The sequence below is a fragment of the Polyangium sp. 6x1 genome (assembly GCF_029946515.1).
Classification (GTDB): domain Bacteria; phylum Myxococcota_A; class Polyangia; order Polyangiales; family Polyangiaceae; genus Polyangium.
The window spans coordinates 288,239-313,198 of sequence record NZ_JARZHH010000003.1; the positions used below are offsets into that span (position 1 = coordinate 288,239).

Annotated in this window: 21 protein-coding genes; 12 read left to right on the forward strand and 9 right to left on the reverse strand. The window is 66.8% G+C overall.

Going from position 1 to position 24,960, the window contains the following annotated elements:
- From QHF85_RS06105 to QHF85_RS06115, 3 genes are read left to right on the forward strand one after another with little or no spacing between them, the layout of a single operon-like run.
- Positions 1 to 1,539, forward strand: coding sequence for a substrate-binding domain-containing protein (locus QHF85_RS06105; protein WP_281326110.1), 1,539 nt, complete (start codon positions 1 to 3; stop codon positions 1,537 to 1,539).
- A gap of 38 nt (positions 1,540 to 1,577) precedes the next feature.
- On the forward strand, positions 1,578 to 2,258 hold the full coding sequence (locus tag QHF85_RS06110) for a DUF697 domain-containing protein (RefSeq protein WP_281326111.1): 681 nt from the start codon (positions 1,578 to 1,580) through the stop codon (positions 2,256 to 2,258).
- 23 nt (positions 2,259 to 2,281) lie between these two features.
- On the forward strand, positions 2,282 to 3,364 hold the full coding sequence (locus QHF85_RS06115; RefSeq protein ID WP_281326112.1) for a prohibitin family protein: 1,083 nt from the start codon (positions 2,282 to 2,284) through the stop codon (positions 3,362 to 3,364).
- Positions 3,365 to 3,505: 141 nt separating this feature from the next.
- On the opposite strand, the gene QHF85_RS06120 is transcribed toward QHF85_RS06115, so the two are convergent.
- The 4 genes from QHF85_RS06120 to QHF85_RS06135 are packed head-to-tail and all read right to left on the reverse strand — an operon-like array spanning position 3,506 to position 7,873.
- Complete coding sequence (locus tag QHF85_RS06120; protein WP_281326113.1) at positions 3,506 to 5,011, reverse strand: hypothetical protein; 1,506 nt, start codon at positions 5,009 to 5,011, stop codon at positions 3,506 to 3,508.
- Positions 5,008 to 6,180 carry a phytanoyl-CoA dioxygenase family protein gene (locus QHF85_RS06125; RefSeq protein ID WP_281326114.1) on the reverse strand — a complete coding sequence of 391 codons (1,173 nt, stop codon included), beginning with the start codon at positions 6,178 to 6,180 and terminating at the stop codon, positions 5,008 to 5,010. Before QHF85_RS06125 ends, QHF85_RS06120 begins: the two co-directional genes overlap by 4 nt.
- On the reverse strand, positions 6,177 to 7,034 hold the full coding sequence (locus tag QHF85_RS06130; RefSeq protein ID WP_281326115.1) for an arylamine N-acetyltransferase: 858 nt from the start codon (positions 7,032 to 7,034) through the stop codon (positions 6,177 to 6,179). The genes QHF85_RS06125 and QHF85_RS06130 overlap by 4 nt, the downstream gene beginning before the upstream one ends.
- Positions 7,025 to 7,873: a M20/M25/M40 family metallo-hydrolase gene (locus QHF85_RS06135; protein ID WP_281326116.1), complete on the reverse strand. Its 849-nt coding sequence runs from the start codon at positions 7,871 to 7,873 to the stop codon at positions 7,025 to 7,027. The genes QHF85_RS06130 and QHF85_RS06135 overlap by 10 nt, the downstream gene beginning before the upstream one ends.
- 99 nt (positions 7,874 to 7,972) lie before the next feature.
- Here QHF85_RS06135 and QHF85_RS06140 point away from each other — a divergent pair, with 99 nt between their 5' ends.
- Entirely contained in the window at positions 7,973 to 9,586 is a 1,614-nt protein-coding gene (locus tag QHF85_RS06140; RefSeq protein ID WP_281326117.1) for a carbamoyltransferase C-terminal domain-containing protein, read from the forward strand.
- Positions 9,579 to 10,529: a polysaccharide deacetylase family protein gene (locus QHF85_RS06145; RefSeq protein WP_281326118.1), complete on the forward strand. Its 951-nt coding sequence runs from the start codon at positions 9,579 to 9,581 to the stop codon at positions 10,527 to 10,529. The genes QHF85_RS06140 and QHF85_RS06145 overlap by 8 nt, the downstream gene beginning before the upstream one ends.
- Here the strand turns inward: QHF85_RS06145 and QHF85_RS06150 are convergent.
- On the reverse strand, positions 10,459 to 11,553 hold the full coding sequence (locus QHF85_RS06150) for a hypothetical protein (protein ID WP_281326119.1): 1,095 nt from the start codon (positions 11,551 to 11,553) through the stop codon (positions 10,459 to 10,461). The two genes, QHF85_RS06145 and QHF85_RS06150, sit on opposite strands and share 71 nt — an antisense overlap.
- A complete protein-coding gene (locus QHF85_RS06155; RefSeq protein ID WP_281326120.1) occupies positions 11,550 to 12,140 on the reverse strand; it encodes a TIGR00725 family protein in 591 nt (196 codons plus the stop codon). Before QHF85_RS06155 ends, QHF85_RS06150 begins: the two co-directional genes overlap by 4 nt.
- 48 nt (positions 12,141 to 12,188) lie before the next feature.
- On the opposite strand from QHF85_RS06155, the gene QHF85_RS06160 reads away from it, so the two are divergent.
- Genes QHF85_RS06160 through QHF85_RS06185 form a run of 6 tightly spaced genes read left to right on the forward strand, consistent with a single transcriptional unit; the run spans position 12,189 to position 17,944 of the window.
- Positions 12,189 to 13,592, forward strand: a complete 1,404-nt coding sequence (locus QHF85_RS06160; RefSeq protein WP_281326121.1) for an AAA family ATPase — start codon at positions 12,189 to 12,191, stop codon at positions 13,590 to 13,592.
- A complete protein-coding gene (locus tag QHF85_RS06165; protein ID WP_281326122.1) occupies positions 13,589 to 14,131 on the forward strand; it encodes a hypothetical protein in 543 nt (180 codons plus the stop codon). The genes QHF85_RS06160 and QHF85_RS06165 overlap by 4 nt, the downstream gene beginning before the upstream one ends.
- Complete coding sequence (locus QHF85_RS06170) at positions 14,128 to 14,883, forward strand: phytanoyl-CoA dioxygenase family protein (protein WP_281326123.1); 756 nt, start codon at positions 14,128 to 14,130, stop codon at positions 14,881 to 14,883. The genes QHF85_RS06165 and QHF85_RS06170 overlap by 4 nt, the downstream gene beginning before the upstream one ends.
- 1 nt (position 14,884) lies before the next feature.
- A complete protein-coding gene (locus QHF85_RS06175) occupies positions 14,885 to 15,376 on the forward strand; it encodes a hypothetical protein (protein WP_281326124.1) in 492 nt (163 codons plus the stop codon).
- Between the two features lie 10 nt (positions 15,377 to 15,386).
- The gene (locus tag QHF85_RS06180) at positions 15,387 to 17,171 is read left to right on the forward strand and encodes a tetratricopeptide repeat protein (RefSeq protein ID WP_281326125.1); all 1,785 of its coding nucleotides are present in this window, start codon (positions 15,387 to 15,389) and stop codon (positions 17,169 to 17,171) included.
- A 5-nt stretch (positions 17,172 to 17,176) separates the two neighbouring features.
- Positions 17,177 to 17,944 (forward strand): hypothetical protein, encoded by a 768-nt coding sequence (locus tag QHF85_RS06185; protein ID WP_281326126.1) that lies wholly within the window; start codon positions 17,177 to 17,179, stop codon positions 17,942 to 17,944.
- Positions 17,945 to 17,969: 25 nt separating this feature from the next.
- On the opposite strand, the gene QHF85_RS06190 is transcribed toward QHF85_RS06185, so the two are convergent.
- The 3 genes from QHF85_RS06190 to QHF85_RS06200 form a co-directional block, all read right to left on the reverse strand.
- Positions 17,970 to 19,523: a hypothetical protein gene (locus tag QHF85_RS06190; RefSeq protein ID WP_281326127.1), complete on the reverse strand. Its 1,554-nt coding sequence runs from the start codon at positions 19,521 to 19,523 to the stop codon at positions 17,970 to 17,972.
- Between the two features lie 4 nt (positions 19,524 to 19,527).
- A complete protein-coding gene (locus QHF85_RS06195) occupies positions 19,528 to 23,463 on the reverse strand; it encodes an RHS repeat-associated core domain-containing protein (protein WP_281326128.1) in 3,936 nt (1,311 codons plus the stop codon).
- A gap of 359 nt (positions 23,464 to 23,822) precedes the next feature.
- The gene (locus QHF85_RS06200) at positions 23,823 to 23,966 is read right to left on the reverse strand and encodes a hypothetical protein (RefSeq protein WP_281326129.1); all 144 of its coding nucleotides are present in this window, start codon (positions 23,964 to 23,966) and stop codon (positions 23,823 to 23,825) included.
- 452 nt (positions 23,967 to 24,418) lie between these two features.
- Between QHF85_RS06200 and QHF85_RS06205 the strand changes: the two genes are divergently transcribed.
- Positions 24,419 to 24,960: transposase (locus QHF85_RS06205; RefSeq protein ID WP_281326130.1), on the forward strand; the 542-nt coding region annotated here is incomplete at its 3' end.

A 24,960-nucleotide genomic window follows, 5' to 3' on the forward strand; every position in this document is an offset into this window, starting at 1 on the left:
GTGGCTGCGAATCGAAAGCGCGACGAACGTCGCTCGAGAAAAACGACCCTCGGGCTCACCATTCGAGACATCGTGATCTCCTCGGGGCTGCTCGCCCTCTTCGCTGCGTTTTTTGCGCGAGGTGGCAGGCTCGTGTACGAGCTTCCAAAGCCCACACGGCTCGTGGATGTACAGCTCGCGAGCGGGGCCGGGAGTGAGCTTTGCGGACCGGCGCCGCCCGACGGAAGCTCCGTCATCGTCGAGATGGTGTACAGCAGCGACAAGCGGGCCTGGATCGACGAGGCTGCGACTCGGTTCGCGAAGGCATGCCCGAAGATCCAGATCAAGGCGATTGCGGAGGGCGGCATCGAGGCCGCCGACGCCATGCTGAAGGGTGAGGTGAAACCGACGATCTGGTCGCCGGCGGACGATCTCGTCCTTCGTTACCTCGATGGACGCTGGAGGGAGAGCCGCGGCCGATCACCGTTCGACATCACGAAGCAGGTTTCGCTCGCTCGCTCGCCGCTCGTGGTCCTGATATGGGAAGATCGGCTCGAGGTCCTCGAAGCCATCCTCGAAAAAAACAAGAACGGCGAGGGGCTGTGGATGGACGCGATGTGCCCGGGGGTGCCGCGGGACCCGCAGAATCTCGAGGAGATGGCCCTCGAAGACATGGTGCCGGGGACGTGGAGCGATTGGTACGGCTCCGTCGTACCGGCTGCGCTCCCGCAACCACGGCCGGCGGCTCGGCGGCTCGAGAAGACGACCAAACGAGCCTATATCGCGCCGTTTCCGACGGCCGACGAAATGAAGCGGTGGGGAAGGGCGAAGCTCGTGCACCCGTCGCCGACGCGCTCGGCGGAGGGGCTCGCGGCGCTTTACCTCATGGCCTACGATTACGCATTGCCTCCGAACGACAGGCCGGCCGCGCTCAAGGAGCGCATCAAGGAGGCAGTCGGGCAACCCGCGAAAGAGGGTGTGGTCGTGCGGGGCGACCCCGCCGAGGCGGATTTTGCTCGCTCGTTCGAGGAGCGGCGAGAGCCTTTCCAGCGCTGGCTCAAGCGATGCGAAGCGGGCGCGCCGCCCCCCACGCCGACGGCGCCCCTCTTGACCGACGCCATCTTCGACCTGGGCGCGAGCCGATACGACGCCGTGGTTACGCAGGAGCAGCTCGTTTTCGAGATTCTTCAGCGGTTCGATACAAACGCCGACGTGATGGAGGAGCTGCGGGTCGTGTATCCGCAGCCGACGCTCGTGAACGAGCATCCCGTGGTCGTTTTCGATGACGGCCAAATCACCGCCGAGCAGCGCGCGGCTGCCGAGAAGTGGATCAGCTATCTACGTAGCCCGGAGATGCAGAAGCTTGCCGTCAAGCTGGGGTTCCGGCCGGCGACCCCCGAATTGAAGCTCCGGAGCATCGAGGACTCCGAGAATCCTTTCTTCAAGTTTCGACGTTATGGCGTGGAGATCGACACGCCGTTCGTCGAGGCGCCGCGCCTCGACGGCAAGTTCGTGGCCGATCTCGTTCGCGCCTGGCGGGACGCGACGGGGAGACACTGACTCCCGCTCATTGTTCAACGTGTGAACGGAGGAGAATCATGGCGACCGAAACCGAGCAATCCAAGCAGTCGACGGAGAAGAAGACGGACGAACCTCGCATCGAGGTGAAAGAGGAGGCGACGAGCGCGTCCGAGGGCGAGCCGAAGGCCGAAGCCAAGGTCCCGCCGAACGCCGAGCCGAAATCCGAGGAGAAGTCCAAGGGCAGCGCCGCGCCGAAGCCCCCTGAGCCCGTTTCGCGCGTGGGCCGCGGGGAGGCCATCATTCGGCGCAACGTGCTGTGGGCGCTCGGCGCCGGGCTCGTTCCCGTGCCCATCGTCGACATGGTCGCGATCACGGGCATCCAGGTGAAAATGCTCGCCGAGCTCTCGGAACTTTATGAGCTGAGCTTCCGGGAGGACATCGCCAAGAAGCTCATTGGCTCGCTTCTTTCGGGCGTCCTCGGCGTCGGCGCCGGCGCCGTGATCGGAGCCAGCCTGGGGAAGCTCATTCCGTTCGTGGGCACCGCATTCGGCATCGTCACGATTCCCGTCATCTCGGGCGCGTTCACCCAGGCGCTCGGCAAGGTCTTCGTCATGCATTTCGAGACAGGCGGCACGCTGCTCGATTTCGAACCTCACAAGGTGCGCAGCCACTTCAAGCAGGAATTCGAGAAGGCCAAAGAGTACGTCGCGGACGTGCAGAAGTCCAAAGAGGACTCCACGGCGACCAAGCAGTCCTGACGAGCCCATCGTGAGAGCCGCCCATGAGCAAGCCGGAAGCGGATGAAGAGATGCAAAATGGATCTTCGAGTGGCGAGGCGAAGACGCCACCCTTCCGGGAGCGGCTCGCGAGGTGGCTCCGGAAGGCCCGGTTCACCCTCTACACGACGCTGGTCGTCCTCCTGTTCCTGGCCGGCTTCCTCTGGCCGCGGATCTTCATCCGCGTGCCGTCGGGGAGCAGCGCCGTCATGTATCGTTTTTTCCTCGGTGGGACGGTGACGGATCGTATCTGGGGCGAGGGACTCAACGTGATCCCACCCTGGGACGAGCTCACCGTCTACGAGACGCGAATGCAGCAGCAAAAGCTGAAATTCGACGTGCTCAGCGAGGAGGGGCTCAACCTTCCGGTGGAGGTCTCCGTACGATACCAGGCGAACAAGGAAATGCTCGGGTATCTGCACCAGGACATCGGCGTCGATTACTTCGAGAGGTTGATCCGGCCGGAGGTCGAGTCCCACGTCCGGCGCACCTTCGGCAACCGGACGGCGCACGAGATCTACACGAGCGTACGTGACGTCCTCCAGGAGCTCAGCAAGATATCGTCGCTCGGGCGCCCCGATGATAGTGGGGGAGCGCGTCCCTACGTGCAGGTCTACGAGCTCAAGCTCGTCGATATCGAGCTACCCGAGATCGTCCAGAGCGCGATCGCGGACAAGTACAAGCAGGAGCAGCTCATGCTCGAGTATCGCTTCAGGCTGGAGAGGGAAGAGAAAGAAGCCGAGCGTAGACGGACCGAGGCTGCAGGGATTCGTGATTACAATCTCATTGCGAGCAAGGTATCTCCGGAGATGCTCAAGTGGCGCACCATCGAGGCGTCGCTGGAGCTCGCGAAATCGCAATTGGAGCTGGCGAAGTCGCAAAACTCGAAGGTCGTCGTACTCGGCGGCGGGCCGGGAACGCAGATGCTCATGAATGTCGATGGAGCCACGGGCGCGGTTGCAGGAGCGCCGGGAGCGGTTTCTGGTTCGGCAGAGGAGAAGAAGAATCAGGACGCCGCCACATCCGCGACGGAAGCGGCTTCTGCGCCAGCTACGAGCCAACAAGGGGCACAGGGGAGCGTTCCGTAGCGAGCGTGCAAGGGACGGCCGCGCGTGCAGGCAGGCACCCGCTCTGGCGGGCCTGCCGGCGCGCAGGGGTCCGGCTGAGCGGTAGGGGTGGCGAGGGAGGGTGGGAAGATCACTCGAGCGGTTCTACAACCACGCCCAGCGTCACCGTGGAGGCAGGCGAGATGAAGACGGCAGCTGCGAAGTTCCGGTGACGTCGCGCGCATGCCCCTGACGCGCGCCGAAGGCTCGAATCTCCTCGTCGAGTCCCTGGAAAAACTGCTCCACGTCGGCGAGCTCGACGAACGGAACGAAAGGCTCGATGGGGCTTTCATAGGCTGCGCGGAGACTCGTGAGCTGCTCGAGCAATCGTTCGACGGTCGCTGCATGCGACGGATGCCGCAAGAAACCTGGCCGCTCGCGCAGCACGCCGGTGGCGTCGTCGAGCAGGGCCCGCACGCGGACTTCGGAGCCGTGGATGGCGTCGAGCCGTTCCTGCACCCGGGTCACATAGACGCGAAGCGCGCGGGCCAGTTTGCTCTCTGGAAGTGGGGCGCGCCCGGGAAGCGCGCCGTGTTCGATCAAGTCGTCGAGCGTGCTCACGAGCGCGGAGCCTCGCACGTCGTCGAGGAGTTTGTCGAAATCGAAACTCGATCGACCGGGGCCACTTCGGTCTTGGAACGTCAAGATCGGCGCGAATGCGAAGCGCGCGCCTTCGAGGGTCGCGCAGAGGCGTGCCCAGAGCATATCGGAGCGCCTGCACACGCGCCCCCCGAGGCGAGGGGCGACGTTCGGAATCGTGTCGAGCAGCGAGGCGCGGAGCACGAGCGTGTTTCCCCCTCGCGCGAGAAGGGCCGGGCCGGAATCGAGCAGAGGGCGCTCGGGGAGCGCGCGCGTGCTCGGGATACCGTCGAGCAGACCACCCACGGCCTCTGCGAGCCTGGCAAAGGCCGCATGCACGGGCTCCCCCGGATGAGCGCGCTCGATCCACATCGCGTGCGCGCCGGCATCTTCGTGGGCCCGCGTCAGGTCGTAATAATATTCCGGGAAGGCTCGCCGCACGCGTGCGTTCTCGGCGGACCAATCCGGCCACGGCGCCTTCGGCTCGAGCTCGGCGACCACGTCGAGGTGCCGCCGAAGGTCCTCCAGATTGACGCGCACCGTGCTCCGCGCAGGGAGCGGTGGAGCGCCGAGCACGGGCCCGATGGCGACATCGACCCCACGATCGCGCAGGCGACGTATACGCTCGGAGAGGCTCGGTTCGCCCCGAGCCATGGCCTCGAACGATGGCGAGAGCCGAAGGTCCTCGTCGACGATCCATACCGAGGCGCCCGTACCCCTCACGTGGTCGAAGGCATGACGTTGCACGAGTGTCCGGGCGGTCGCGATGGGCCATCGGCCCGGCTCGATCCGTAGGCGACCAAAGCGACCGTGCTCGATATCACGCTCCTGCGAGGAACGAGAAATGAGGTGGAGACGAGGGCCCGCCACGGAGAGAGCGAGGGTCGCTCCGGGATCGGGCTCGCTCGACGGGTTCTCGAGCACGAGGACGTCGATGGACGCGAAGCCGGGATCCAGATCCGCCAGCTTTCGGATATCGCCGAGCAGCCGGGCGGCCATGTCTGGAAATGTCGTATCGGCGATGATGGCGACGACGAGCCGCTCGCTCATGCATTCTCCGGCGGGTTTGCCTTCGCGCGCAGCCGCGCGTCCCACGCAGCGCCGGCGATCTTCCACCACGCGACGTACGCGCCATTGTAGACGTTCCGTGCGCGGTGCAGCCGGTACGCCTCGCTCGCGATCTGGAGCTTTTCGATGGCACTCCGCAGCTCGCCCTCGTCCTCCGGGACGATGATGCCGCACGCGAGGGTTTCGCGCACGATGGCGTCCCGAGCGCCGTCTTGGGAGAGGAGCCGGCCAATCCCGCCGGCGGCCTCCGGCGCGCGGCCGCTCTGCGCGAGGATTCGACGGAGCTGCCCGGCGATCATGGCCGAGGCATTGAACATCGACAATCCCTCGGTTGGCATAGGACCGGTATGGGCCAGCGCGCGCGGCCCGTCCGAGCGGATGTCGAGCTCGCCGAACCGGGGAAACCAGTCGTCGTTGAGGATCTCGCCAGGGTTCACCGTGACGTGCTCGTTCACCGGGTGCCACTCCGAGTGCTCGGGCGCATAACGTGCGTCCGGCGGCAACCACAGGGAAATGTATGCAGGCCGGTCGCCCGTGTCGAGGTTCGGGCCGGTGCGGTGCCACGTGAGGCTGTGCAGCACCACGATGCTGCCCGCGGCGACAGGCAAGCGCACGCGATCGGGGCGCGCGTCGAAGGCTTTGCCGTCGTCGGCCAGGAAGTCCGCCGGCGGGCTCTCTCCGAAGCGGTGCGAGCCGTCGACGACCTCCAGGCAACCTCCCTCCGGTCCGACGTCCTCGAGCGGGCACCACAATGAGAGCCCATCGGCCGTGTCCACGGGCCAGTATGGATAGTCCTGGTGCCACGGGACGGTCCCGCTCGCGTGGACGGGTTTCATGATGACGTGATCGTGGAGCAGACGCGCCCCGGACCGCCCCATGAACATGGCGGCCGTCGACCAGAGCCGCTCGTCACGCAGCGTGGCGCGGAACGCCTCGTCCATCCGCCAGATGTCACGCCATTGCGAGATGTTCGTGAGGTACGCGTCGAGCGCGAGCCTCTGCTCGGCCGCGAATCTCGTCAGCAAGGAGTCGAGCGCCGACCGCAGGGTCCGGCGCTCCCCCGCGGAGAACTGCGGCCGGAGGACGACGTGGCCGTGCTCTTCGAAGTACTCACGCGCGAGAGGATCATGCGGGGCGAATGCTTCGGTCATCGGGCTGTTCTCGTGGAAGACGAGGCGAAGAGGGGGCGCCCTGCGCGTTCGAGCGCGGCGAGCGCCTCGTCGAGGGGCAAAGCGAGATCTCCGAAATGTTCGGCCACGGCGTCCTTCAGCGCGCGGCAATCGGGTAGGCGCATTCTCCGGATCTCCGTGCGCCCGGTCAGGAGGATATCGTCACGAATGGCAGTGAGTGCTCCGTCCGGGAATCGAATGAGGCGGAGCCCCGTGAGGAAGGGACCGAACCCCGGCTTCCTGTGGTGCTCTTCGATCATCGTCGCGAAGAAACCCAAGGGCCGCGGGGCGAGGGAAAACGTGTAGCTGGTGGTCCAACCATCGGAGCCGGGCGCCTTGTGCTCCACGGCGTACCCCTCCGGCCCGCGTGAAGCGAGGCGGAACGTCAATCCCGCGAAAAACCTGGGCGCCTCGTCGCCGACGGCCACGGGCTCGAGGTAGGGATGGCCGTTGCCGGCGTCGAGCCAAAAGGTTCGTCCCGAGATCCGGACGGAGAGCGCGATGTGGCAATCCGGCTGCTGCATCGTGCCGCTGTGCAATGCGACGTCGTAGCCGAGCTCTGTGAGGAGCGCCGCGAGGAACGGATTCATCACGTTGCAAGGGCCGCCGTGCCCTCGCCGCATGTCTTCGAGGATCTCGCTCCGAGTCGGCGCGCGCCCGTACCGCGCGAGCATGTGAAGGTTGTGGAAAGGGACGCGTCCTAGAAGCCCCCTGAGCAGCGAGCGGAGCGTCTCCAGATCCGGACGTTCGAAACGGATACCGAGGCGGTCGCAAAACGCCGTCGCCTCGGCGCGCGAGACGAAGCTGGATAGATCCGGATCCTCCGCTACCCGCATCGCGCCACCTCGTGGAGCACGCCGATGAACTGTGCGCTCGCGAGCGGCAGCGTGCCGAGCGGCAACGACTCGTTCGGCGCGTGGATACGCGCGCGCGTGTCGTTCGGACCGATGGCCAGGTAAGGTGCGTCTTTCACGAGGTGCGCGAGGCAGGGGCAGCGGCTCTCGCCGAACGCCTTGTTGAGATACCGATCGAGCACGCGAATCTCACGTGCCTCGGCGCGCGCGAGGGACGCGATGGTCTCCAGGACGGGCGCGAGGCGCGGCGGAATGCGACGGGCGAGCAGGCGCTGCGTGCCATCCTCCTCGAAGTAACCCGTCTCCTCGATCCAGAGCTCGACCGCGGGAAGATCGAGCGTGGGAAACAGCGCGTGCGCCCAAGGCGAACCAATCTCCTCTTCACCCTGGAGGACCCACACGAGCCCAGGTAAGCTTTGGCGAGCTCCTGTCCATCGAACGAGCCGCTCGAGCGCGAGCAGGCGGAGCGACAAGGGGCCGAGGTTGTCGCCGACGCCGCGACCGAAGGCGCGCTCGCCCCGGACGTGAACCTCGAAAGGCTCGCTCGACCACCCGTCGCCCGCCTCCTCGACGTCGTAATGTGCAAAAAGGCCGACGTACCGCGCCCCCACCTCCGGCTTTCGCACGGCCAGGAGGATCGGCGCGGCCTCGCCGCTGCCGTGGACGCGCACGTCGAACCCGAGGGCTTCGAGGCGCAGGGCGATGGCCTCGCGCACGCGCGCGAGGCCAGGCGGATGGCTCGCCGTGGGCCGTGCCGAGATCCACGCGCGCACGAGATCGAGCCAGCGCTCACGCTCGGCCACATCGAACGCCTCCGCCACGTTCGCTCCTTGCAATCCCTGGTGGCTCACCGCAGTAGAGGAGGTTACACGAACGGGAGCGGATGGGTATAGGATGGATGGTCTCGTGAAACCCGCGCCATGAGCACGATCCTCGGCATCGGCGGCTTCGATCACGATGGGGCGGTGACGCTCGTTCGAGGCGATACCCTCGTCGGCCACCTCGAATGGGAACGTGTTTCGCGACGACGTTTCGCCGGCCTGCGTTCGCCCGAGGAGCTCGCGCTGCTCCTCGCGGCGACGGGATGGGACCTCTCCGACGTCGACGTCATCGCGTGGGCGGACCAGGAGCGCTACGAGGATCCCGCGGCAGCGGGGCTCCGGGCCTTCTTGAAGCGACGTTTCTGGGGGGCGCACCTCGAAGTCGTCGAGCACCATCGGTGCCACCTCGCCTCGGCCTACTTCGCGTCGGGCTTCGAGCACGCGGCCGTGCTCAGCATCGATGGCAAGGGTGACGCCGCGTCAGCGGCCCTCGCGCGTGGCGCGGGCGCGGAGCTACGAATGTCGACGCGTCAGCCCTCGGCGAGCTCGATCGGGCGCACCTGGCATGCGCTGTCGATCGCGTGCGGATATCCGCATTTCGGCGCCGCGGGGAAGGTGATGGCGCTCGCTGCATACGGACGTCCGCGTTTTCTCGATGCGCTGCTCGGCTGGACGGCGCTCTGCGACGACGGCACGTTCACGTTCACGGCGCCCGGCGAGCGTCCGAACGAGGGGCCCTCCTTTCGCCGCGCCGATCGCAAAGCAGCCTTCTTCTGCAGTGCGTTCGACGTCCCGCCCCGGCAGGCTTCCGAGCCCATGCGAGACGCGCATGCGGACCTCGCCGCGAGCGTGCAAGCGTGGACCGAGATCGTCGTGGAGCACCTCGCGAGAGCCGCGGTACGTGAAGCCGGATCGCGGCGACTCTGCCTCGCAGGAGGCGTGGCGCTGAACGTCCTGTCGAACAGCCGTCTCCTCGACGCGGGCATCGTGGACGAGCTCTTCGTGCAACCCGCGGCCGGGGACGACGGCCTCTCCCTCGGCGCCGCGCTCGCGCTCGCCGGCCGGCCGCTCTCGATGCCGACGGGAATCGGTCGATTCGATCCCTACCTGGGGCGCACGTTCGGCCCCGAGGCGGTGGAGAGAGTTCTTTGGTCCTCCAACGGACTGACGTCCGTCCGGCACGACGACGTTGCGCGACCCGCGGCGGAGGCGCTTGCGCGTGGAGAGATCCTCGGATGGGTCTCCGGGCGCGAGGAGACCGGCCCACGAGCGCTCGGCGCGCGCAGCCTTCTCGCCAGCCCGTTCGTCGCGGGCATGCGGGATCGGATCAACCGCATCAAGGGGCGCGAGCCGTTCCGGCCTGTGGCGCTCCTCGTGGATGAGTGCGTCCGCCGCGAGGCGTTCACCGGCCCTGTGTGCCCGTACATGCTGCGGAGCGCGAAGGCTCACTCCGACCATCAGGCGCGATTCAACGAGGGGCTTCACCGCGACGGGACTTCGCGCCTGCAAATCGTCGACGCTGAGAGCCCTCCGGAGCTCGCGAGGCTTCTCGAAACGTTCGGTGCGATCACGGGCACGGCGGCGCTCGTCAACACGTCTCTCAATGGCCCAGGAGAGCCGCTCGTGGGGAGGCCGGAAGAGGCGATCGCACTGCTCTCAGCAGGGCGCCTCGACGCGCTGTTCATCGAGGGGTTCGAGGTGCGGCGTGCATGAGCCCGCTCGGATCGCCATTCTTTGTTTCCACCGGGTCTTGCCCGCTTCGCGCCGCGAGGGCTCCGACGAACCCTATTTCGTGCGCCAAACGGCGCTCGCGCTCGACCGTTTCCGCGACCTCCTGGACGAGCTCGTACGACGCGACGCGATCCTCCCCCCCGAGACGCTCTTGGCGTGGTTGAACCAAGGGGCCGCGCCACCACGTCCGGGCGTGATCCTCACGTTCGACGACGGATACGCCGACGTGCTCGAGTTGGCCGCGCCGGAGCTACAGGCGCGCGGCGTGCGGGCTCTGCTCTGCGTCACGACCGCCGTCGCGTCGGGCGTGGTTCGCGGTTTCCCCGTCGATCACTGGTACGCAGCGATCGGAGCCGCCACCGTGCGGCGTGGGATGCTCGAGGGCTTCACGCGTGATCCGTGGTCGTTCGATCTCGACCTCGATGAGGACCGCGCGCGCCTCGTCGAGGGCCCGGAAAAACGCGCGTTCGTTGGAGCGCAAACCAATGAGCAAAAGGACATGCTGGTCCGACTCCACCGGGCGCTCGGCGTCGAGGTGCTGCCTGCGATCCCGCGAGTCCTCGATGTCGACGACCTCCGTTCTCTTGCGCGCGAAGGCTTCTTGCTTGGATCGCATGGGGAGCGTCACGTGCACCTGCCGCGGCTGCCTGAATGCGAGGCGGCTGAACAGATGAGGCGCTCGCGCGCTTTTTTCGCCGATCACGGCCTGCCCGACGCCTGCATCCTCGCCTATCCCGACGGCGCGACCTGCCCGCGCACCGAGGCCCTCGCGAAGGCCGCGGGGTTTTCGATCGGCCTCGCCCTCGGCTCGCGGTTCGCGACACGCGACGACGATCCGCTCGCTCTCCCGCGGCTCATCCCGACGAACGATCCAGGCTGGTTCCGCCGGCGCTTGCTCCCGCTGTTCCAAGGGGAAGGAGGCTGAAGATCTTCGGGTGTCTCCCCGGGTCGTCGAGCCCCACGCGTGACACGAGCTGCCTCGTCGCGCGATCGATCAGGAGCACCGACGTCTCCGTCGTCTCGATGGGACGATCACACCAGCGATACCGAGGCATGCGTCGGATCCCGGTCAGCCCGACGGCGATGTGCTCACCCGTGACGGCGAGCCCGCGGCACCAGCCCGTGTGCCCGGTGGCGAAGACATCGATCCGCTCGACCTCGCGACCCGTGACGCGGCCATCCTCGATCGCGTAGGCCAGGACGAGGCCGTTCACGCAAGTGATCCAGAAGCGATCCCCGTGCACGAGCCCGTCGTGCGGCAGACCGGGCGTGCCTTCGATCACCCGGCGAAACGTGGTCACGTCGTCGACCGCGCGATCGAGGAATCGCGTGACGAGGAGCTGGGAGCCATGCACCGTCACGTGGTTCGGATGCACGTAGTCGCGCACCTTCCTGCGCGTGAACGGCAGGTTGACCTCGGACCCACGTGACGTGTAATAGCCGTCGCCCTTCCCCTCGTCTGCTGCGGGGGCCTCCGCGCGAGGCGGAAAGCGCGCGTCACGGAGCGTGAGAAGCGCGTCGCGAGCAGGGGAAAAACCATTCTGCCGCGCGGCCGAAAGCCACCCCGGATGAAGGGCGTGGCTGCCGAGGAAGCTCCCCTCCAGCGAGAAGACGTCGATCGACTCGAGCCCCGTGTTGACGACGTAGACGCGATCCTCCGCCACGGTGACGTGGTGCAGATCGTTCATGCAGGGCTGGTGCCAGGTGCTCGTGATGGACCATTCGCGTGGGTTCACCCCGAACACGGCAGAGGCACCACAGACGAAGAGCGTCGAGGTCCCGGGCGCGCCGCTCCACGCTGCGCCGGTAAAACCCTTCTCCGGCACGTGGAGCGGCGCCTGCGGGACGTGCGCGAGCCGCGTTCGCTGCGTGCGACGCTCGAGATCGACCTCGACGAGCCGCCCTTCGCCCGATGCGTCGAAGTACCCGACCGTGACGAGGAGCTTCATGGGTTGCCCTTCGAGCCGCTGGCGATGTCCCTGGGCTCGGGCCTCCGATGGGACGCGAGCTCGAGGGCAAGCGTGATGGCCTGCTCCGCGTCTTCGGCGGCGTGCACGGTGTCTCGTCGCCGCGCGTCGATGCACTCGCCCGCGAGCCGCTGCGACCAGCCACCGGACCCGGCGAGGCTGATGATGGGCTTGCCGAGCTGCCACGCGATCGCGATCTCGCTCAACGTCCCGGCGCCTCCGCCGATGGCCACCACGACGTCGGACATGGCCACGACGACGACGTTGCGGCCGATCTGCATCCCGGTAGGCACGACGATGTCGACGTAGGGATTGGCTGCGTCGCGATCGTAGGCGGGAAGGACGCCGAGCACGTCGCCCTCCCGCCAGGCGGACGACGAGTGGGCGCCGCGCGAAACGGCCTCCATGACGCCGCCGAGCCCGCCGGTGACGACGCGGAAACCGACCTCGATGGCCCGCCGGCCCAGCTCGACGCATGCTGTCTCGATGTCCGCGGAGAGCCCGCCCGCGCTGCCCACGGCGGCCAGGACGAACCGACGCGAGGGTTGGCGGGGAATCGAAGCGTTCATACGAGGCGGAGTGTATCCCGGCCCGCGCATCGGTTACCATGCCCCGCGATGAAGCTCCGCGTCAGGAACCTGGGACGGATCGAGGATGCTGCGCTCGACATTCGTCCTCTCACGGTGTTCGTGGGGAAGAACAATACGAACAAGACGTGGGTGGCCTACGCGCTCTACGGTCTCCTGCGTCACCTGACGTGGCGCTCACCGGCCGTCGTGGGCCTGCGATCCATGGGCGCGACGCTCATCAAAATTCAGACGGAAGCCGTCCGGAAGCAGGTCTTCGCCAACATCGAGCGAGCGATCGACGGACTGCCGAAGGAGGGAGACGTTGGCACCGTGGAGCTCGAAGTGTCGCGCCGCGCGCTGCTCGAAGGTGTCGACGAGCCGACGGAGTTCACGCTGGTCTCCGAGCACCTTCGCAAGCTTTTGCACCTCGAGGGAGAGCTCTCGCGGGAGGCGAGCGCCACGCTCGAGGTGAGCGCCGCCGAGTTTCGCGAGCGCGATGCGACCGTCGCGATGCTCCTCGGGTATGTGCAGCGAAACCTGCGCATGCAGTGGAGAGCGGAGAAAGACGAGATCGCCACGATATCCGTACAGCTCGGCGGCGACGGTGAAGAGCTCCGCAAGCGGGCGAAAGTTTTTCTGCGCGCGCTCGCGCAGCGCTTCTCGTCGATGGGCTCGTTGTTGCTCCTGCCCGCGGAGCGGAAGGCTCTCGCCAGCACGTACAGGGAAATGGAGGCGCTGGGGCAAACCAGCGACTCTCTGAGCACGCCCGTGTCGTCGTACGTGACCTTCCTGCGATCCGCGGAAGGCCAATGGCGCAAGGGCGTGGCGCCGGCGATGCCCTCGGCGATCGGGTATCTGGACGACCGTATCCTCGGGGGCTCGACCGATTTCCTGTCCTCCGGCGCAGGAGAGCGGCTCATGTTCTCGCCGCGGAGTGGACCTTCCTTGCCGATGCATGCAGCGTCCTCCATGGTCCGATCGCTCGTGGGGCTCGAGGTTTATCTCCGGTACGCGGCGCGGTCGGGGGATACCCTGATCATCGACGAGCCTGAGATGAACGCGCATCCGGAGGGCCAGGTCGCGCTGGTGGAGCTCATCGCGCACCTCGTGAACCAGGGGATCCGCGTGGTGATGACGACGCACAGCCCTTACGTGGTCGATCATCTGAATAACCTGATAGGGGCGCGGAGGCTCTCCGAGGCGGATCAGGACGAGGCGGCGAAGAAGTTCAGGCTGGGCACGCGAACGTGTTTTCTGCGTGCCGAGGATGTGGCTGCATATGATTTCGTGGCTGAGGATGATGCAAGCCCGGTGCGCGTGAAATCGATCTTTCCCGCGGAAGATCCGTCGGCCTCCATCGACTGGGACACGTTCGGTCGCACGAGCGACTACTTGTCGAGTTTGTATACCTCGGAGATTCTGCCTCGATCACCGTGGAGGGAATCGCCATGACGCACGCACCTCTCGGCTATCTTTTCTGCCGGTCCCTTCTTCCAGGCCAGTCGAGCCATACGGAACGTGGCAAAACGTTTTCCCTTTCTCCTGAAGAAGGGGAGACCATCCTGCTCTTCCGCACCGACGACAGATTGCCGGCGAGAGACCCCCATGGTCGCCCTCGGGAGAGCTTCTGCGGGTACTTCGGTATCGAAGATGACGAGCCGCGTGCTGATCTCTTCCTCCTCTTCATCAAGAGGACGACGGATGGAGAGCACATGATCCGCCTCGTGGTCGTGGAGCTCAAGGGAGGCCACCTCGATCGCGCCGTCGAGCAACTCAGGCGCACGCTCCGGGTCCTCAAGCAGAAGCTCACGCCGGTCCTTGGCCCGGCCTTTTTCGTCCCCGGAAACGTTCGTGCCCTCATCATCACCGACAACGGTTCGCCCCGGCAGATGGACAGGGGAATGCAGCAACAATTCTTCAAGGAATTCGGTGTCTCTCCTGTGGTCTGCCGATCCTCGAAGACCGCACGCGAGAACATCTTGAAGTCATGATCGAGCGTGACGGCTTCGCCGTGATGGAGCGGCTGCTCGACGTCGACGCAGTGACGTCCCTCCTCGATTCGTTCTTCCATCACGAACGGTCGTCCATCCCCACGAGCGCCGAGATCCTCTACACGCACGCGCCCCCGCCGCCGAACACGCCCGGCATGGAGCGCCTGATGCATCAATGGCTGAACCCGCATCGCCGCCCGCCGCCACTCTCCACGCGCGCCGTCGCAGCGCATGTGCGCCCGACCGTCGAAGCACTGCTCGGCGAGCCGGCCGTGCTCTTTCAGGACGTGCTCATGGACAAGGGCGACGAGCAGGGCCCGTTCCCCTGGCATCAGGACTATCCATTCTGGCCCGTCGACGAGCCGCGCGGCGTCGTCGTATGGGCGCCGCTCGATCCCGTGGACGAACTCTCAGGCGGGCTATCCCTCGCCATTGGAAGCCACCATTCCGGAATCGGTCCCGCCATCGATCTGCATACGGGGGGCGCGCAGTCGGGCAGCACCGGGGTGCCGATCGATCCTGCGCGGTACGAAGCCCACCATGCTCGGCTCGACCCGGGCGATGCCATCGTTTTTCACCCGCTCACCTGGCACGCGTCGCAGCCGAACCGATCGGGCCGGAGGCGGCGCGTATGGGCATCGACGTGGCTCGCAAGATCCGCACGGTTCTCCCACGCGAACGCACCACGTCATCCCCTGTGCAAGCTCACCCGGGACGGGGCGTTCGTCGGCTCGCTCGAAGGAGAATTCTAAAATGAAACGGTTGACGTGGCTCGTCGGTCCACCTGGGAGCGGGAAATCGACATACGCAGGCGAAGTGCGGGCCCATCGTCGCGTCGTCGAGCTGACGGACATGCTCGGCCCGCTCGTGAACCCGGTGAAGATCCGGAAGGGGGTTCTTCGCGCGAACGGTGCGCTCGTGAGGCTCGTGCGGGACCTCGAGCTCCATCCGGACAATCGTGGCCTGCCCCCGTTGCTCGTCGTCGCCGGGATCGTGCCAGAAGATGCACTGTTTCCTCTCGGCGAGGACGAGGAGGTCCTCCTGCTGCTTCCGCCCCGCGAGCGCTGGCAGATGCAGCTTCGCGCGAGGCCAGTGAACGGTGGTTCGTCAGGACAGTACGACGATTATGTGTACGCGGAGAGTTGGTACGAGCGATTCTCGACCTGGGAGGCGCGTGGGTTCTCGTTCACTTTGCTCGAGCTCCCGTATCGCCCAGAGCTGGTTGGCCGGGCCCCGATCGGATAGCGTGATCCTCATGGATCGCTTGCTGCAAGGATCCGGTGCTCTGCCCGGTGGAAAAGGGTACGTCGAGAACCCCACCGACGCCGACTACGCAGCGGCGGCTCGCTGGGCGCTCGAGCAGAAGGACCTCCGGCTTGCGATCCAGCAGGTCTCGGCCGCGATTGCCCTGAAGCCGCTGCACGAGCCGTACCTCCATCTGCTCGACCGGATCGTGGGCAGGGCCAAGGGGCCCCTCCTGCTCGTACAACTGCCGCAAGATGGGGCCTTCTTCGGGTTGTGTGCGGTGCGCGCGCGGGTCCTCGCGCGGCTCGGGCGGGTCGAAGAGGCGCTGCGGCACCTCTTCGACGCGGTGGAGTTCAGTCCGGAGACGCCGTTCTTGCCGTGGGCCGTGGCGTGGATCGACCCTTCGAAGAGGGCGCGGTCTGTCCTCCCGGAGACGGTGGCCAGAGGCCTTTTGGCGCTGACCGACGGCCTCCGCATCGTAGATGAGTGCGGCGAGGGGGCGCGCACGAACCTCGAAGCGGCCCTCCGCATTGCACGGCGGATGCGGAGGGAGCACCCCGCGAATGGCGCTTTGATCGTCGCCGAGGCGCGCGTGTTGCGTGTCCTCGGGCGAGCGGACGAGGCCCTCGCCTTGCTGGGCGACGAGGCCGGATGGGAGCTTGCCGTCGAGCGCGCGGCCATTCTTCGCGACCTCGGTTGTCGGGGGGAGCAGGTGCGTGCGCTGGAGCAAGCCGCCGCGGCGCGCCCGGCAGAGCCATCGACCTACCTCGATCTCGGTGACGCCTACCTGGACGATGGCCGGCCCGAGGAGGCAGCGGCGGCTTACGAGCGTGCCCTCGCGCTCGATGCGTCGTCGGAATGGGCCCGGAGCTCTCTTGTTTACGCGGAGGCGCTTGGCGGTAAGGCCGGCGATCTCCCGAAGGTGTGCGGCTCCCTGTCCGACCCGGCGGTGGAGGCGCGTGTCAGGAAGCTGGAGGCCGATCTCTCCGCCTACGAGAGCCGGTTGAGTGATCCCGTCGATCCGGTGGTGGCCGTCGTTCGATCCGTCCTGGAACGCGCTCCCGAGACGGATGCAGACAAGCAGCTGGTGGTCCGCGTGCGAGCAGACCGCCCGCTCGCCCCCTCGGCTCACGTGTCGTTCGCGCAGGCGCTCGCTCGGGTGGGCCGCCGCGGGCGGCTGCTCGTCGAACACGCCGGCCCTGCTGCGTTCGGGCCTCTCTGGCGCCCTTCTCCGCATGGCGGGGTCCCGGCCGTCGATCGCCCTCCCGACAGCGTCCTCCAGGCCGTGGGTGCGCTGACACGGGAGCGGTTCGAGTGGAAGACGTGGGTCGCGAGAGCGGGCGAGCTCGCGCTCTCCATCGGCGATGCGCAGCACGTCGTCGACGCCATGGCGCACCCGCTGGATCTGCCGCCCGCGTCAGACCCGGTCCGGTGGGTTCACGGGTTCCAGGTGGCCGCTGCGCTCGTCGTCGCGCGTGGACCATGGCCCGTCGAGGATCGGCAAAGGTGGCTCACCTTGCTGCTCGATGCGCAGGACGATTGGACCGCCGCGGCGGCGCTTCTGGGCCTGCGAGCGCTGGGTGATGGGGGAGCACAGCTCGTGGAAAGACTTCGCGCGCTGATCCCCGTGGACGACGAACCGTTGCGCCCGCTGTCCCGTGCCCTGGCGATCACCGGGGCCGAGCTCTCCACGGGGGCCACGCAGGCCGAGTTCTTCCGGTTGCGGGCGAGAGTTCGGCACGAGCTGGATCGGGGGACCGACGTGGCGCTACGCTCTCCGCCGAGACCACGATGACCTCCATGGCATTTAGCGGACCTCTGCTCGACGATATCGACGTGTTCTGTGCCAGCGGGCTGCACGAGCGGGAGGCAGCCCTCCACGAGCTCTGCAAGCACCTCGGTTCGGACTGGTCGCCGGGCACGCCTACCCTGGCGGAAGACAGCCTGCCCCTCAGGCATCGACCGACGGGGCTCGATTTCGTCGCGGTGCCCGGTGGGGAATTCGAGATGGGGTTGACGGAAGAAGACCTCAGGGCCGCGAGCTACTTTGCGGACTGGACAGCCTACATCGCAGAAGCCGCGGACGCGATTCGCAAGGATCTCGGGCCACCGCGCCGGGTTCGTGTCGCTCCCTTTCTCGTCGCGCGACGCCTCTTGTCCACGCGTGATAGGGGATCCATCGAAATTCCACGCGGCGCGACCGAACGGAGACATCTCGTCGAGACCGATTTCTCGCCTGCCGTCACGCTCGCGTCGAATCTCGCGCTGCGCCTCCCCTCGGAGGCGGAGATCGAGTGGTGCCTGCGTGACGGGGGTCGAAGTCGGCTCGTGCTCGGGCTGTTCGAATGGTACATGGGCACGCTCGCTTCGTACGAAGATGCCTTGCGTTCGCGCTTTGGTCTCGACGAGCTCGACATCGGGCAATGGGCCGTCGGCGCCGGGGATGATGGCGTCATCCGAAGCGGAGGCTTCGGTCCCGTGCTCGTCTCCCAGGAGGAGGTCTTGGGCGCGCTGCCGGGCCGTCGCTACCGTCGTCCGTCTGCCGCGATTCGATTTTGTGCCCGCTAGGGCAATCGCGATTCGCCGCTGGATCCTAACGTGCGGCTGCGAAACGGTGCAAAATGGCCTCGCGGCGCGGGGCCGGGACCGCGCTCAAGATCTCCCGACCTTGAGGCTCGATGCAAACGGGAACGAGGTCATCCCAGCTCGGGTCGATCGGCCGGCCGGCTCGCACGACCGGCAAGAGCAGGAGCGCACCTGCTTCCCCTCTGAGCAACCAGATCTCCCGACAGCGTTTCGCCGCTCGTGCGCGAGCGGCGAATTCGTCGGCCAGGCGCGCGATGCGCCCGAACAGCTCGTCGTCGTGAGGCACGCGCGCGAGCTCCTCTTCCACGAACTCCATCGAGGGCACCCAGAAATCATACGATGCGATGCCTTGAACCCACGCTTCCCAGCGATCGTGGGCCGAGAGCGTCACCTCGGGCATGGGCTCGTCCGAATGATTCTGCCACTCCCCCCACGCGCGCCATAGAGGCACCGTTCGTCCGTCCGCGGTCTGGTGGGGCCGCTCCAGCGGGCCAGGCGGCTCGAGGCCCATCCAGCGACGCCGGCAGGGGCCGGAAGGAGCCAGTCCATATCCGCCCCCCGGCCGCGCGAGATCGCAGCGCGAGAGCGCCCGCATGGCCTCCTGCTCGTGGCCGGGCAGCTCGGTCGGGTCGACGATCTGCTCGGCCGTATACCGGGTCCAACCCTTGGCTTCGACCAGGATCCGGGCCGCCTGGGTCGCGACCCCGGGGCTGTCCGTTTTCGGCAGGAGATCGTTCACGACGCACACCAGCTCGTCGGTTCCTCCGGGCCCCCGGAGGCGGCTGACTTCCCAGGCGGCCCGCGCAGGACTCTCGGGCAAGCCCGCGTCGAACCCGAAGGGCGGCCGGTCGGTGCGCACGATGTCGAACCAGGGCAGCCGCTCGTCACCTTCGGGCTCCCAGGCGAGCCAGGCCGCGAGTCCCTCGGCCAGCGTGGCGAGGGGCGTCGCCTCGAGACGCGCGCGGGCAAGGGACGCCGCGCCACGAACGAGCGTAGGCTGTTCGGCATCCCCCGAGAGCGCCAAAAGCCAGGGGGGTGCGGGAGCGCCGGCGCGACAGAGTCCAAGCAAGGCGCTCGCGCGCACCCCTGGGGGCGCCGAGGAGAAGACGCACGCTTCGAGCACCGGACGCAGCGTTGGGTCGACGGGAACGAGCATCGCGAGCACCATCGCGGCACCTGCGCCCGCGCGGCCGTCCGCGAGCCATCGGACGAGGCTGTCTCGGTGATCGAGGGCGCGCTCCGAGACGTCCCGAGGAGGGTCCACACGCTCGGCGCCCCAGAGCCACCTGAGCCGCCCTCCGCCGAGGACTTCACCCGCAATCAGGAGCGGCAGATCGGGCTCAGGGGCATCGGCGACGGTATCGAGGATCATCCCGAGCGCGGGGCCGCTCGCGCTGAACCACGCGGCCTCGCCGACCAGCACGTCGGCGAGCGTCGCCCACGCGTCGTATCGGGTGAAGGGGTCAGGCGAGGCAAGCTGCTCGACGCGCGCGGGGATGCGTGTGGCGAACCCGTATCGGCCGCGGAGCCGCGACCATTTGTCCATGACGTCTTGGCGCATGTTGCTACGTGGTATGACCTTCGCTCCTCATCATATTGTCGTACGTCGTGTGCGCGCCGCTGGAGATGCCCGTGGCTCCCCAGTACTCACCCGGCGTCGTGCCCGACCTGTTCCGCCCACCATCGGTCAACTGAATGCCGCTGTAGGCTCCCATGAGGGAGTTCGCGTTCGCCCCTTGCACGTTCGTCGGAGCTCCCGTGCCTCCCTTGTACGTGACCGAGTTGCCTCCCCAGTTGTAGGTGATGTCGGACCCGGTTTCCTTCGCTGTCCGCATCATCGCGGCGTGGCAGTTGGGGCACGGAGGATATTTGCCGTTCAGCGTGTACGGCTGCCCCAGGTCCCGCTTCTTGTTTTTTCCCGCTTTTCCGTGCGCCTCGAGCAAATCATGACAGAATTTTTGCTCGGTGTGTTGTCCTGGGCCGTCCTTTCCGCCAATGGGGTCGGTCAGCGTACTGAGCTCCGGCGGACACAGACCGCTTCCTGATACGTACGTACCTGTTTGTCGGTTCGCCGCGCTCGTCATATCCGTGGACTTGAACCCCGGGTGCTTGTCCACCGTCATCGTATGGGGCGCGGTCACCAATCCCAGGGGATCCGCCCATCCCACCGGGTTCGGCCCGTACCGATACAGGTTGAACCCCGCCTCGATCCCTGCCGGGTCGGGCCCGATGTATCGCGCCGCCTCCGGATCGTAGTAACGATACCGATTGTAGAAGAGGCCGGTCTCCTCATCCTCGAGCTGCCCGGCGAACCGGACGTTCGTCGTTGCCGTCGAGCCGGGTTGCGGCGCGATCCGTCCCCAGGTCGACCGATCCATTCGGCCAAGGATCTTCCCAGAAGGGCTGACCAGCTCGCAGGGTACGCCCGTCAAATCGAGGACGTAATAGACCCACGACGAGTCATCGTCATCGCGATGCCCGACGGGCATAGCGCTGCGCTCTTCCTCGTACAGATACGTCCGGCGCGCCGCGGGCTTGGGCGACCGATCCACCGACACTTCGTGCAGCAGCGAAGCCAGGTCCCAGACGTAGTGCTGCTCGTTGAGCACGTCCTTTCCTGAAAGGACGCGCTTGGCCATACGCCTCGAGAAGGGGTCGTAGGCGTACTCCAGCCGCCTTCCATCCGGGCAAGCCACCGCCGCGAGTTGCCCCCAGGCATTCCACTCGAACCGCCACACCTGGCCATCGACGCGCTTCTCGGCGAGCTGGCCGCGGTCGTCGTATCGATACTCGACGTTCCCTCGCTGGAGGAGCTGATTGCCCTTGCCGTACCGGCGACCCGGCACGTTGGGCCCGTCCTCGTAGGAGTTCGAGGTCGCGTCGACGCGGTATTGCTCGGTCGCGCCGGTGTTGTCACGTCGGCGGCGAAGCCTCCTTCGGACATCATACTCGTACTCGACAGAGCTGCCGTCGCTGCTCGATACACTTCGGACCTCGTCGACCGGCGTGTATTCGTAGTAGCGCTCAATCGCATCCGATCGCGCGCCAACCCAGGCGGGCTGTCCGGGCGCCGGGGCTGCTGCGCCGCCTGCGGGGACCAGCTTTCGCCGCTGGAGCCGACCCTCGGCATCGTAGGTATCGAGCAACTCCGCGCCCTCGGCGAGCTCACGCCGCACCGGGTACCCGTGCGGGCTGAGATCGATGGCGAGGGCTCGCCCTTGCTGGTCCGAGAGCTCGCGCACGCGCCCGTTCACGTCACGCCGCAACTCGAGCTGATGGCCAAGCGACGTGCGGACCCCGATCCGATCGCCGGCGATGTTGCGCTGCGTGTCGATCGTATACCGACGCGCGCCGATGCGGTGCTCTTCGCGTACGACATGACCAAGCACGTCGCGCACGAACGAGAACGAGACGTCACCCCTGGTTGCGGCGACGAGTGCGCCCATCGTATCGTACTGAAACTCCTGCACCGAGTCGTCGGGCGCAGTCTCCTTGACGATCTGTCCAATGGCGCTGCGCTCGATCACGTGGCGGCCTCGACCACGATCGACCCAGATGAGGTCGCCGCGAAGATCGTACCCATAGCGGGTGACCGTGCCGTGGAAGTCGCGCTCGAGGGTGACGGCGCCGCCCCGCTCGTACTCGAGCTCGTGCTCCTCGCCGCGCTCGTTGACGACCCGCGTGAGCCAGCCCTCGCGGTTGTATTGCATTCGCAGCTCGGTCCGATCGGGGTACTCGACGCGACACAGCCAGTCGAGGCCAGCGTACTCCCAGCGGGTGGTCGTGCCGTCAGGCTCGGTCTGCGCCGACAGATTTCCCATCGAATCGTAGGTGAGCGTGGTGCGCCTCCCGAGGGCATCCGTGACGCCGACGAGTTTGCCCGCGTTCGTGTATTCGTATCGGGTCTGCGCGCCGATCGGGTTTGTCTCGGCCACGAGCCGGCCCCACCAGTCGTATGCAGATCGGTAGGTTGCGCCGTTCGGGAAGGTGACGGCGACGCAGTTGTGATGCGCATCGTACTCGAACCGGTGCTGGCCCCCACGCTGATCGATGACGTTCGTCACCAATCCCGAGTCGTTGAGCGTGAACTGGAGGGTCCCGCCGGCTGGATCTCTGACGAGCACCATTTCCCCGAACGCGTCGCGTTGGATCGTGGTGACGCCTCCCGCGGGATTGACGATTTCGCACGGACGTCCACCAGCATCCCGCGCAAAGCGGAACGCGTGCCCCTCGGGATCGGACTCCTCCACGACGAGGCCCAGCGTATCGTAGCGCCACGCCCAGGTTGCTGCGTTCGGATCGGTCAACGCGACGGTGTTGCCGCTTTCGTCGAATTCGCGGCTCGTCACTCCGCCGCGCGCGCTGACGGCCTTCGCAATTTGCCCGTCGGGCCCTGCCTCGAAACGCTGGAGCCGCACCGAGTCGACGACCTCACTGTAGCCGTGGCCGTACTCGAACCGGCAATGATAGATCCCCTTCGCCCGCTTGCCATCGTGCAGCATGGCCGGGGCGTCGGGCGCAAGTGCGGGATCCTTCCCGTCCGGGTACTCGCCCCACGTCTCCACGCAGCGGTCGTCATGGCCGTAACGAAAGCGGAAGGTGATGCCGCTCGGGTACTCGAGCCAAAGAAGGCGGTCGTCCTCGTCGTAGCCGTAGCGCGTGGCGTGGCCGTCGGCATCGATGGCAGCGACGAGGCGCTGGCGATCGTCATACTCGTAGCGCGCGAAGGTGAGGGTTGGACCGCTCGGCTGGGGCGCGCGAATCGACTCGATGTGCCCGCCCGCATTCCAGGCGAACACGATGGTGCGCTTGGCTGTATCGGTGATCTCGACGAGCCGGCCCCGATGGTCGTAATGGAGCGAAATGAGCCCCCGATTCCGGTAGGCTACGCCGACGAGCTTGTGGTGGCTCGACCCCGGCGCCACCGGCTCGAAGAAGTGGATGAACTCGTTTCCAGGACGAACGATGTAGAGCCGCTGCGTCCTTCGGATCCCCCACCCGCCGAGAATCGCTTCCTGGCCAACCTCGAGCAGCGGCAGCTCGACGACGCGGCCGTCGCCGGCGCGCACCGTCGTGTGCCTTCGGCCCACGTCGAGCGACCAGGCAAGGCTGTGGTTCCATCCGAGGCCCAGACCCATGTCTCGCGTGCGACGGTGGTTCGAGAAGCTTCGCAAAAACTCCAGATCGAAGCTGCCTGGCAGCCGGAAATCGAGCTTGGGAATCGTGTGAACCTCGCCCGTGACCACGTCGACCGGATCACCGCGCGACTGCGAGCTCTTGCAGTTCGTGCAACCGCCGTTGGCTCCAGCCCCGCACGTCCCGGAGCTCTTCCCGTCGCCCTCCCCGCCCTTCCCGTTCCCCTTGCCGTCGCCGTCCGCACCCCCGCGGCCGCCGCTTCCGTCCCCATCCCCATCGCCGTTGCCCCCGCCGCCCCCCAGGACCACGATCCCAGGACACATCCCCGGAGGGGCCGCCGCATCCGGTGCCGGTGACGTCGGCATGGCTCAACCTCCCGGCTCGTCGTGGGATGTGGCGAGCTGTGTGATCGAACGGGAGGGCATAGGGAGCTCCAAGGCAACGCGTCGAGCCCAAGGCCCAGCGCGCCGATCCCTTATGACGTCGAGGGTGTCCTACAGGCGTCACGAGCCTTTCGTGGCGAGGGAGGGCGACGCAGGCATACAGGCGGTATTTCGAGGCGCCCGACGGACGCCACGGAACGTACAGTAGCCTATCGGGGGCCTCTCTTACAACAGAGTCCGCGCAAAGAAAGATTCTCCTCCGGCCAATCTGCGGGTAGGACAGGCACCGACAGGGGGGGGGAGGATGGCCTCGGGTGAGATCGACGTTCTCCGCCGTCGCTTCACCGATCCAGGCGCGCCGTGGTGACGACGGGGACCTTTTCGAGGAAGGCCCAGCGGCGGCCATGCGCGTCGAGCAAGTGACACTCGACCCAGCCGGGCTGGGCGTCGTCGGCGAAGCGGACGATCTGGACCTCCACGCCCATGACGGCAGGTGCTCGACCTTCCAGTCGTCGAATGGGGGGTTGACGACGTATGCCGGCTCCACGTCGCTTCGAAATGAACGGAGCGGCAAACGTTGGTGCAGCGAGTCGGAACGAGGTTTTACCTCGTGCGCAACGACAAACTCCCATCGCGTCAGGCGCTCGAAGCGCTGCATCGAGCTCGGGCGAGTCGGGGACGGTGAGCAGGAAGTCGCGCTCGAGGGGCCGCCGTAAGTCTTGGCTGCTCTCCAGGACACGGCGCTCGGTCGGGCCGTCGGGGTGGTGGACGGCAAGTTGCCGGTTTCGAAGTGTGCAGCGATTCTGGCAACCTGCAAACGCTGTGCAAGCGCTGCAATCGCATGAAAGGTACGAAGACGATCCGCTTTAGCAGCCCGTGGACCTATCCCGAAGGACGATCGACAGGGACTGGAGACGATGGTAGGTTTGTCCGCGTCATGTCGATGGGGCGAAGACGAGAGAAGCAGGCGTCGCTCTGGGTGGCGGCGCCTTCGCTGCCGCGGTCGCCGGGGCACCGGTTCTACGAGAAGCTGAACGAGCTTCTGCGCGAGAACGGGTTTGACCGGACCATGGAGGCGGCGTGCGCGAAGTATTTCGAGGCCGACGGGACGGCGGGCAGACCGTCGATCCCGCCGGGGCTTTACTTCCGGCTGCTGCTGGTCGGTTTTTTCGAGGGGATCGAGTCCGAGCGCGGGCTCGAATGGCGGTGCTCGGACTCGCTGTCCCTGCGGGAGTTCCTCGGGCTGTTGCCCGGCGAAACGGTGCCCGATCATTCGACGCTGTCCAAGATGCGCAAGCGTCTCGGCAGTGAGGTCTTCGAGGCGATGTTCGCCTTCGTGCTTGGGGTCGTCCATCGCTCCGGGCTTCTCCAGGGCAAAGTCATGGGCGTGGACTCGACGTATCTCCGCGCGGACGCCTCGATGAAGGCGATCGTGCGGCGCGAGACGGGCGAGGTGTACGCGGACTACATCAAGCGGCT

Coding starts and splice junctions, on each gene's coding strand:
- QHF85_RS06110 (WP_281326111.1), top strand. CDS start 1,578: ATGGCGACCGAAACCGAGCAATCCAAGCAGTCGACGGAGAAGAAGACG.
- QHF85_RS06115 (WP_281326112.1), top strand. CDS start 2,282: ATGAGCAAGCCGGAAGCGGATGAAGAGATGCAAAATGGATCTTCGAGT.
- QHF85_RS06120 (WP_281326113.1), bottom strand. CDS start 5,011: ATGAGCGAGCGGCTCGTCGTCGCCATCATCGCCGATACGACATTTCCA.
- QHF85_RS06125 (WP_281326114.1), bottom strand. CDS start 6,180: ATGACCGAAGCATTCGCCCCGCATGATCCTCTCGCGCGTGAGTACTTC.
- QHF85_RS06130 (WP_281326115.1), bottom strand. CDS start 7,034: ATGCGGGTAGCGGAGGATCCGGATCTATCCAGCTTCGTCTCGCGCGCC.
- QHF85_RS06140 (WP_281326117.1), top strand. CDS start 7,973: ATGAGCACGATCCTCGGCATCGGCGGCTTCGATCACGATGGGGCGGTG.
- QHF85_RS06150 (WP_281326119.1), bottom strand. CDS start 11,553: ATGAAGCTCCTCGTCACGGTCGGGTACTTCGACGCATCGGGCGAAGGG.
- QHF85_RS06155 (WP_281326120.1), bottom strand. CDS start 12,140: ATGAACGCTTCGATTCCCCGCCAACCCTCGCGTCGGTTCGTCCTGGCC.
- QHF85_RS06160 (WP_281326121.1), top strand. CDS start 12,189: ATGAAGCTCCGCGTCAGGAACCTGGGACGGATCGAGGATGCTGCGCTC.
- QHF85_RS06165 (WP_281326122.1), top strand. CDS start 13,589: ATGACGCACGCACCTCTCGGCTATCTTTTCTGCCGGTCCCTTCTTCCA.
- QHF85_RS06170 (WP_281326123.1), top strand. CDS start 14,128: ATGATCGAGCGTGACGGCTTCGCCGTGATGGAGCGGCTGCTCGACGTC.
- QHF85_RS06175 (WP_281326124.1), top strand. CDS start 14,885: ATGAAACGGTTGACGTGGCTCGTCGGTCCACCTGGGAGCGGGAAATCG.
- QHF85_RS06180 (WP_281326125.1), top strand. CDS start 15,387: ATGGATCGCTTGCTGCAAGGATCCGGTGCTCTGCCCGGTGGAAAAGGG.
- QHF85_RS06185 (WP_281326126.1), top strand. CDS start 17,177: ATGGCATTTAGCGGACCTCTGCTCGACGATATCGACGTGTTCTGTGCC.
- QHF85_RS06190 (WP_281326127.1), bottom strand. CDS start 19,523: ATGCGCCAAGACGTCATGGACAAATGGTCGCGGCTCCGCGGCCGATAC.
- QHF85_RS06195 (WP_281326128.1), bottom strand. CDS start 23,463: ATGCCGACGTCACCGGCACCGGATGCGGCGGCCCCTCCGGGGATGTGT.
- QHF85_RS06200 (WP_281326129.1), bottom strand. CDS start 23,966: ATGGGCGTGGAGGTCCAGATCGTCCGCTTCGCCGACGACGCCCAGCCC.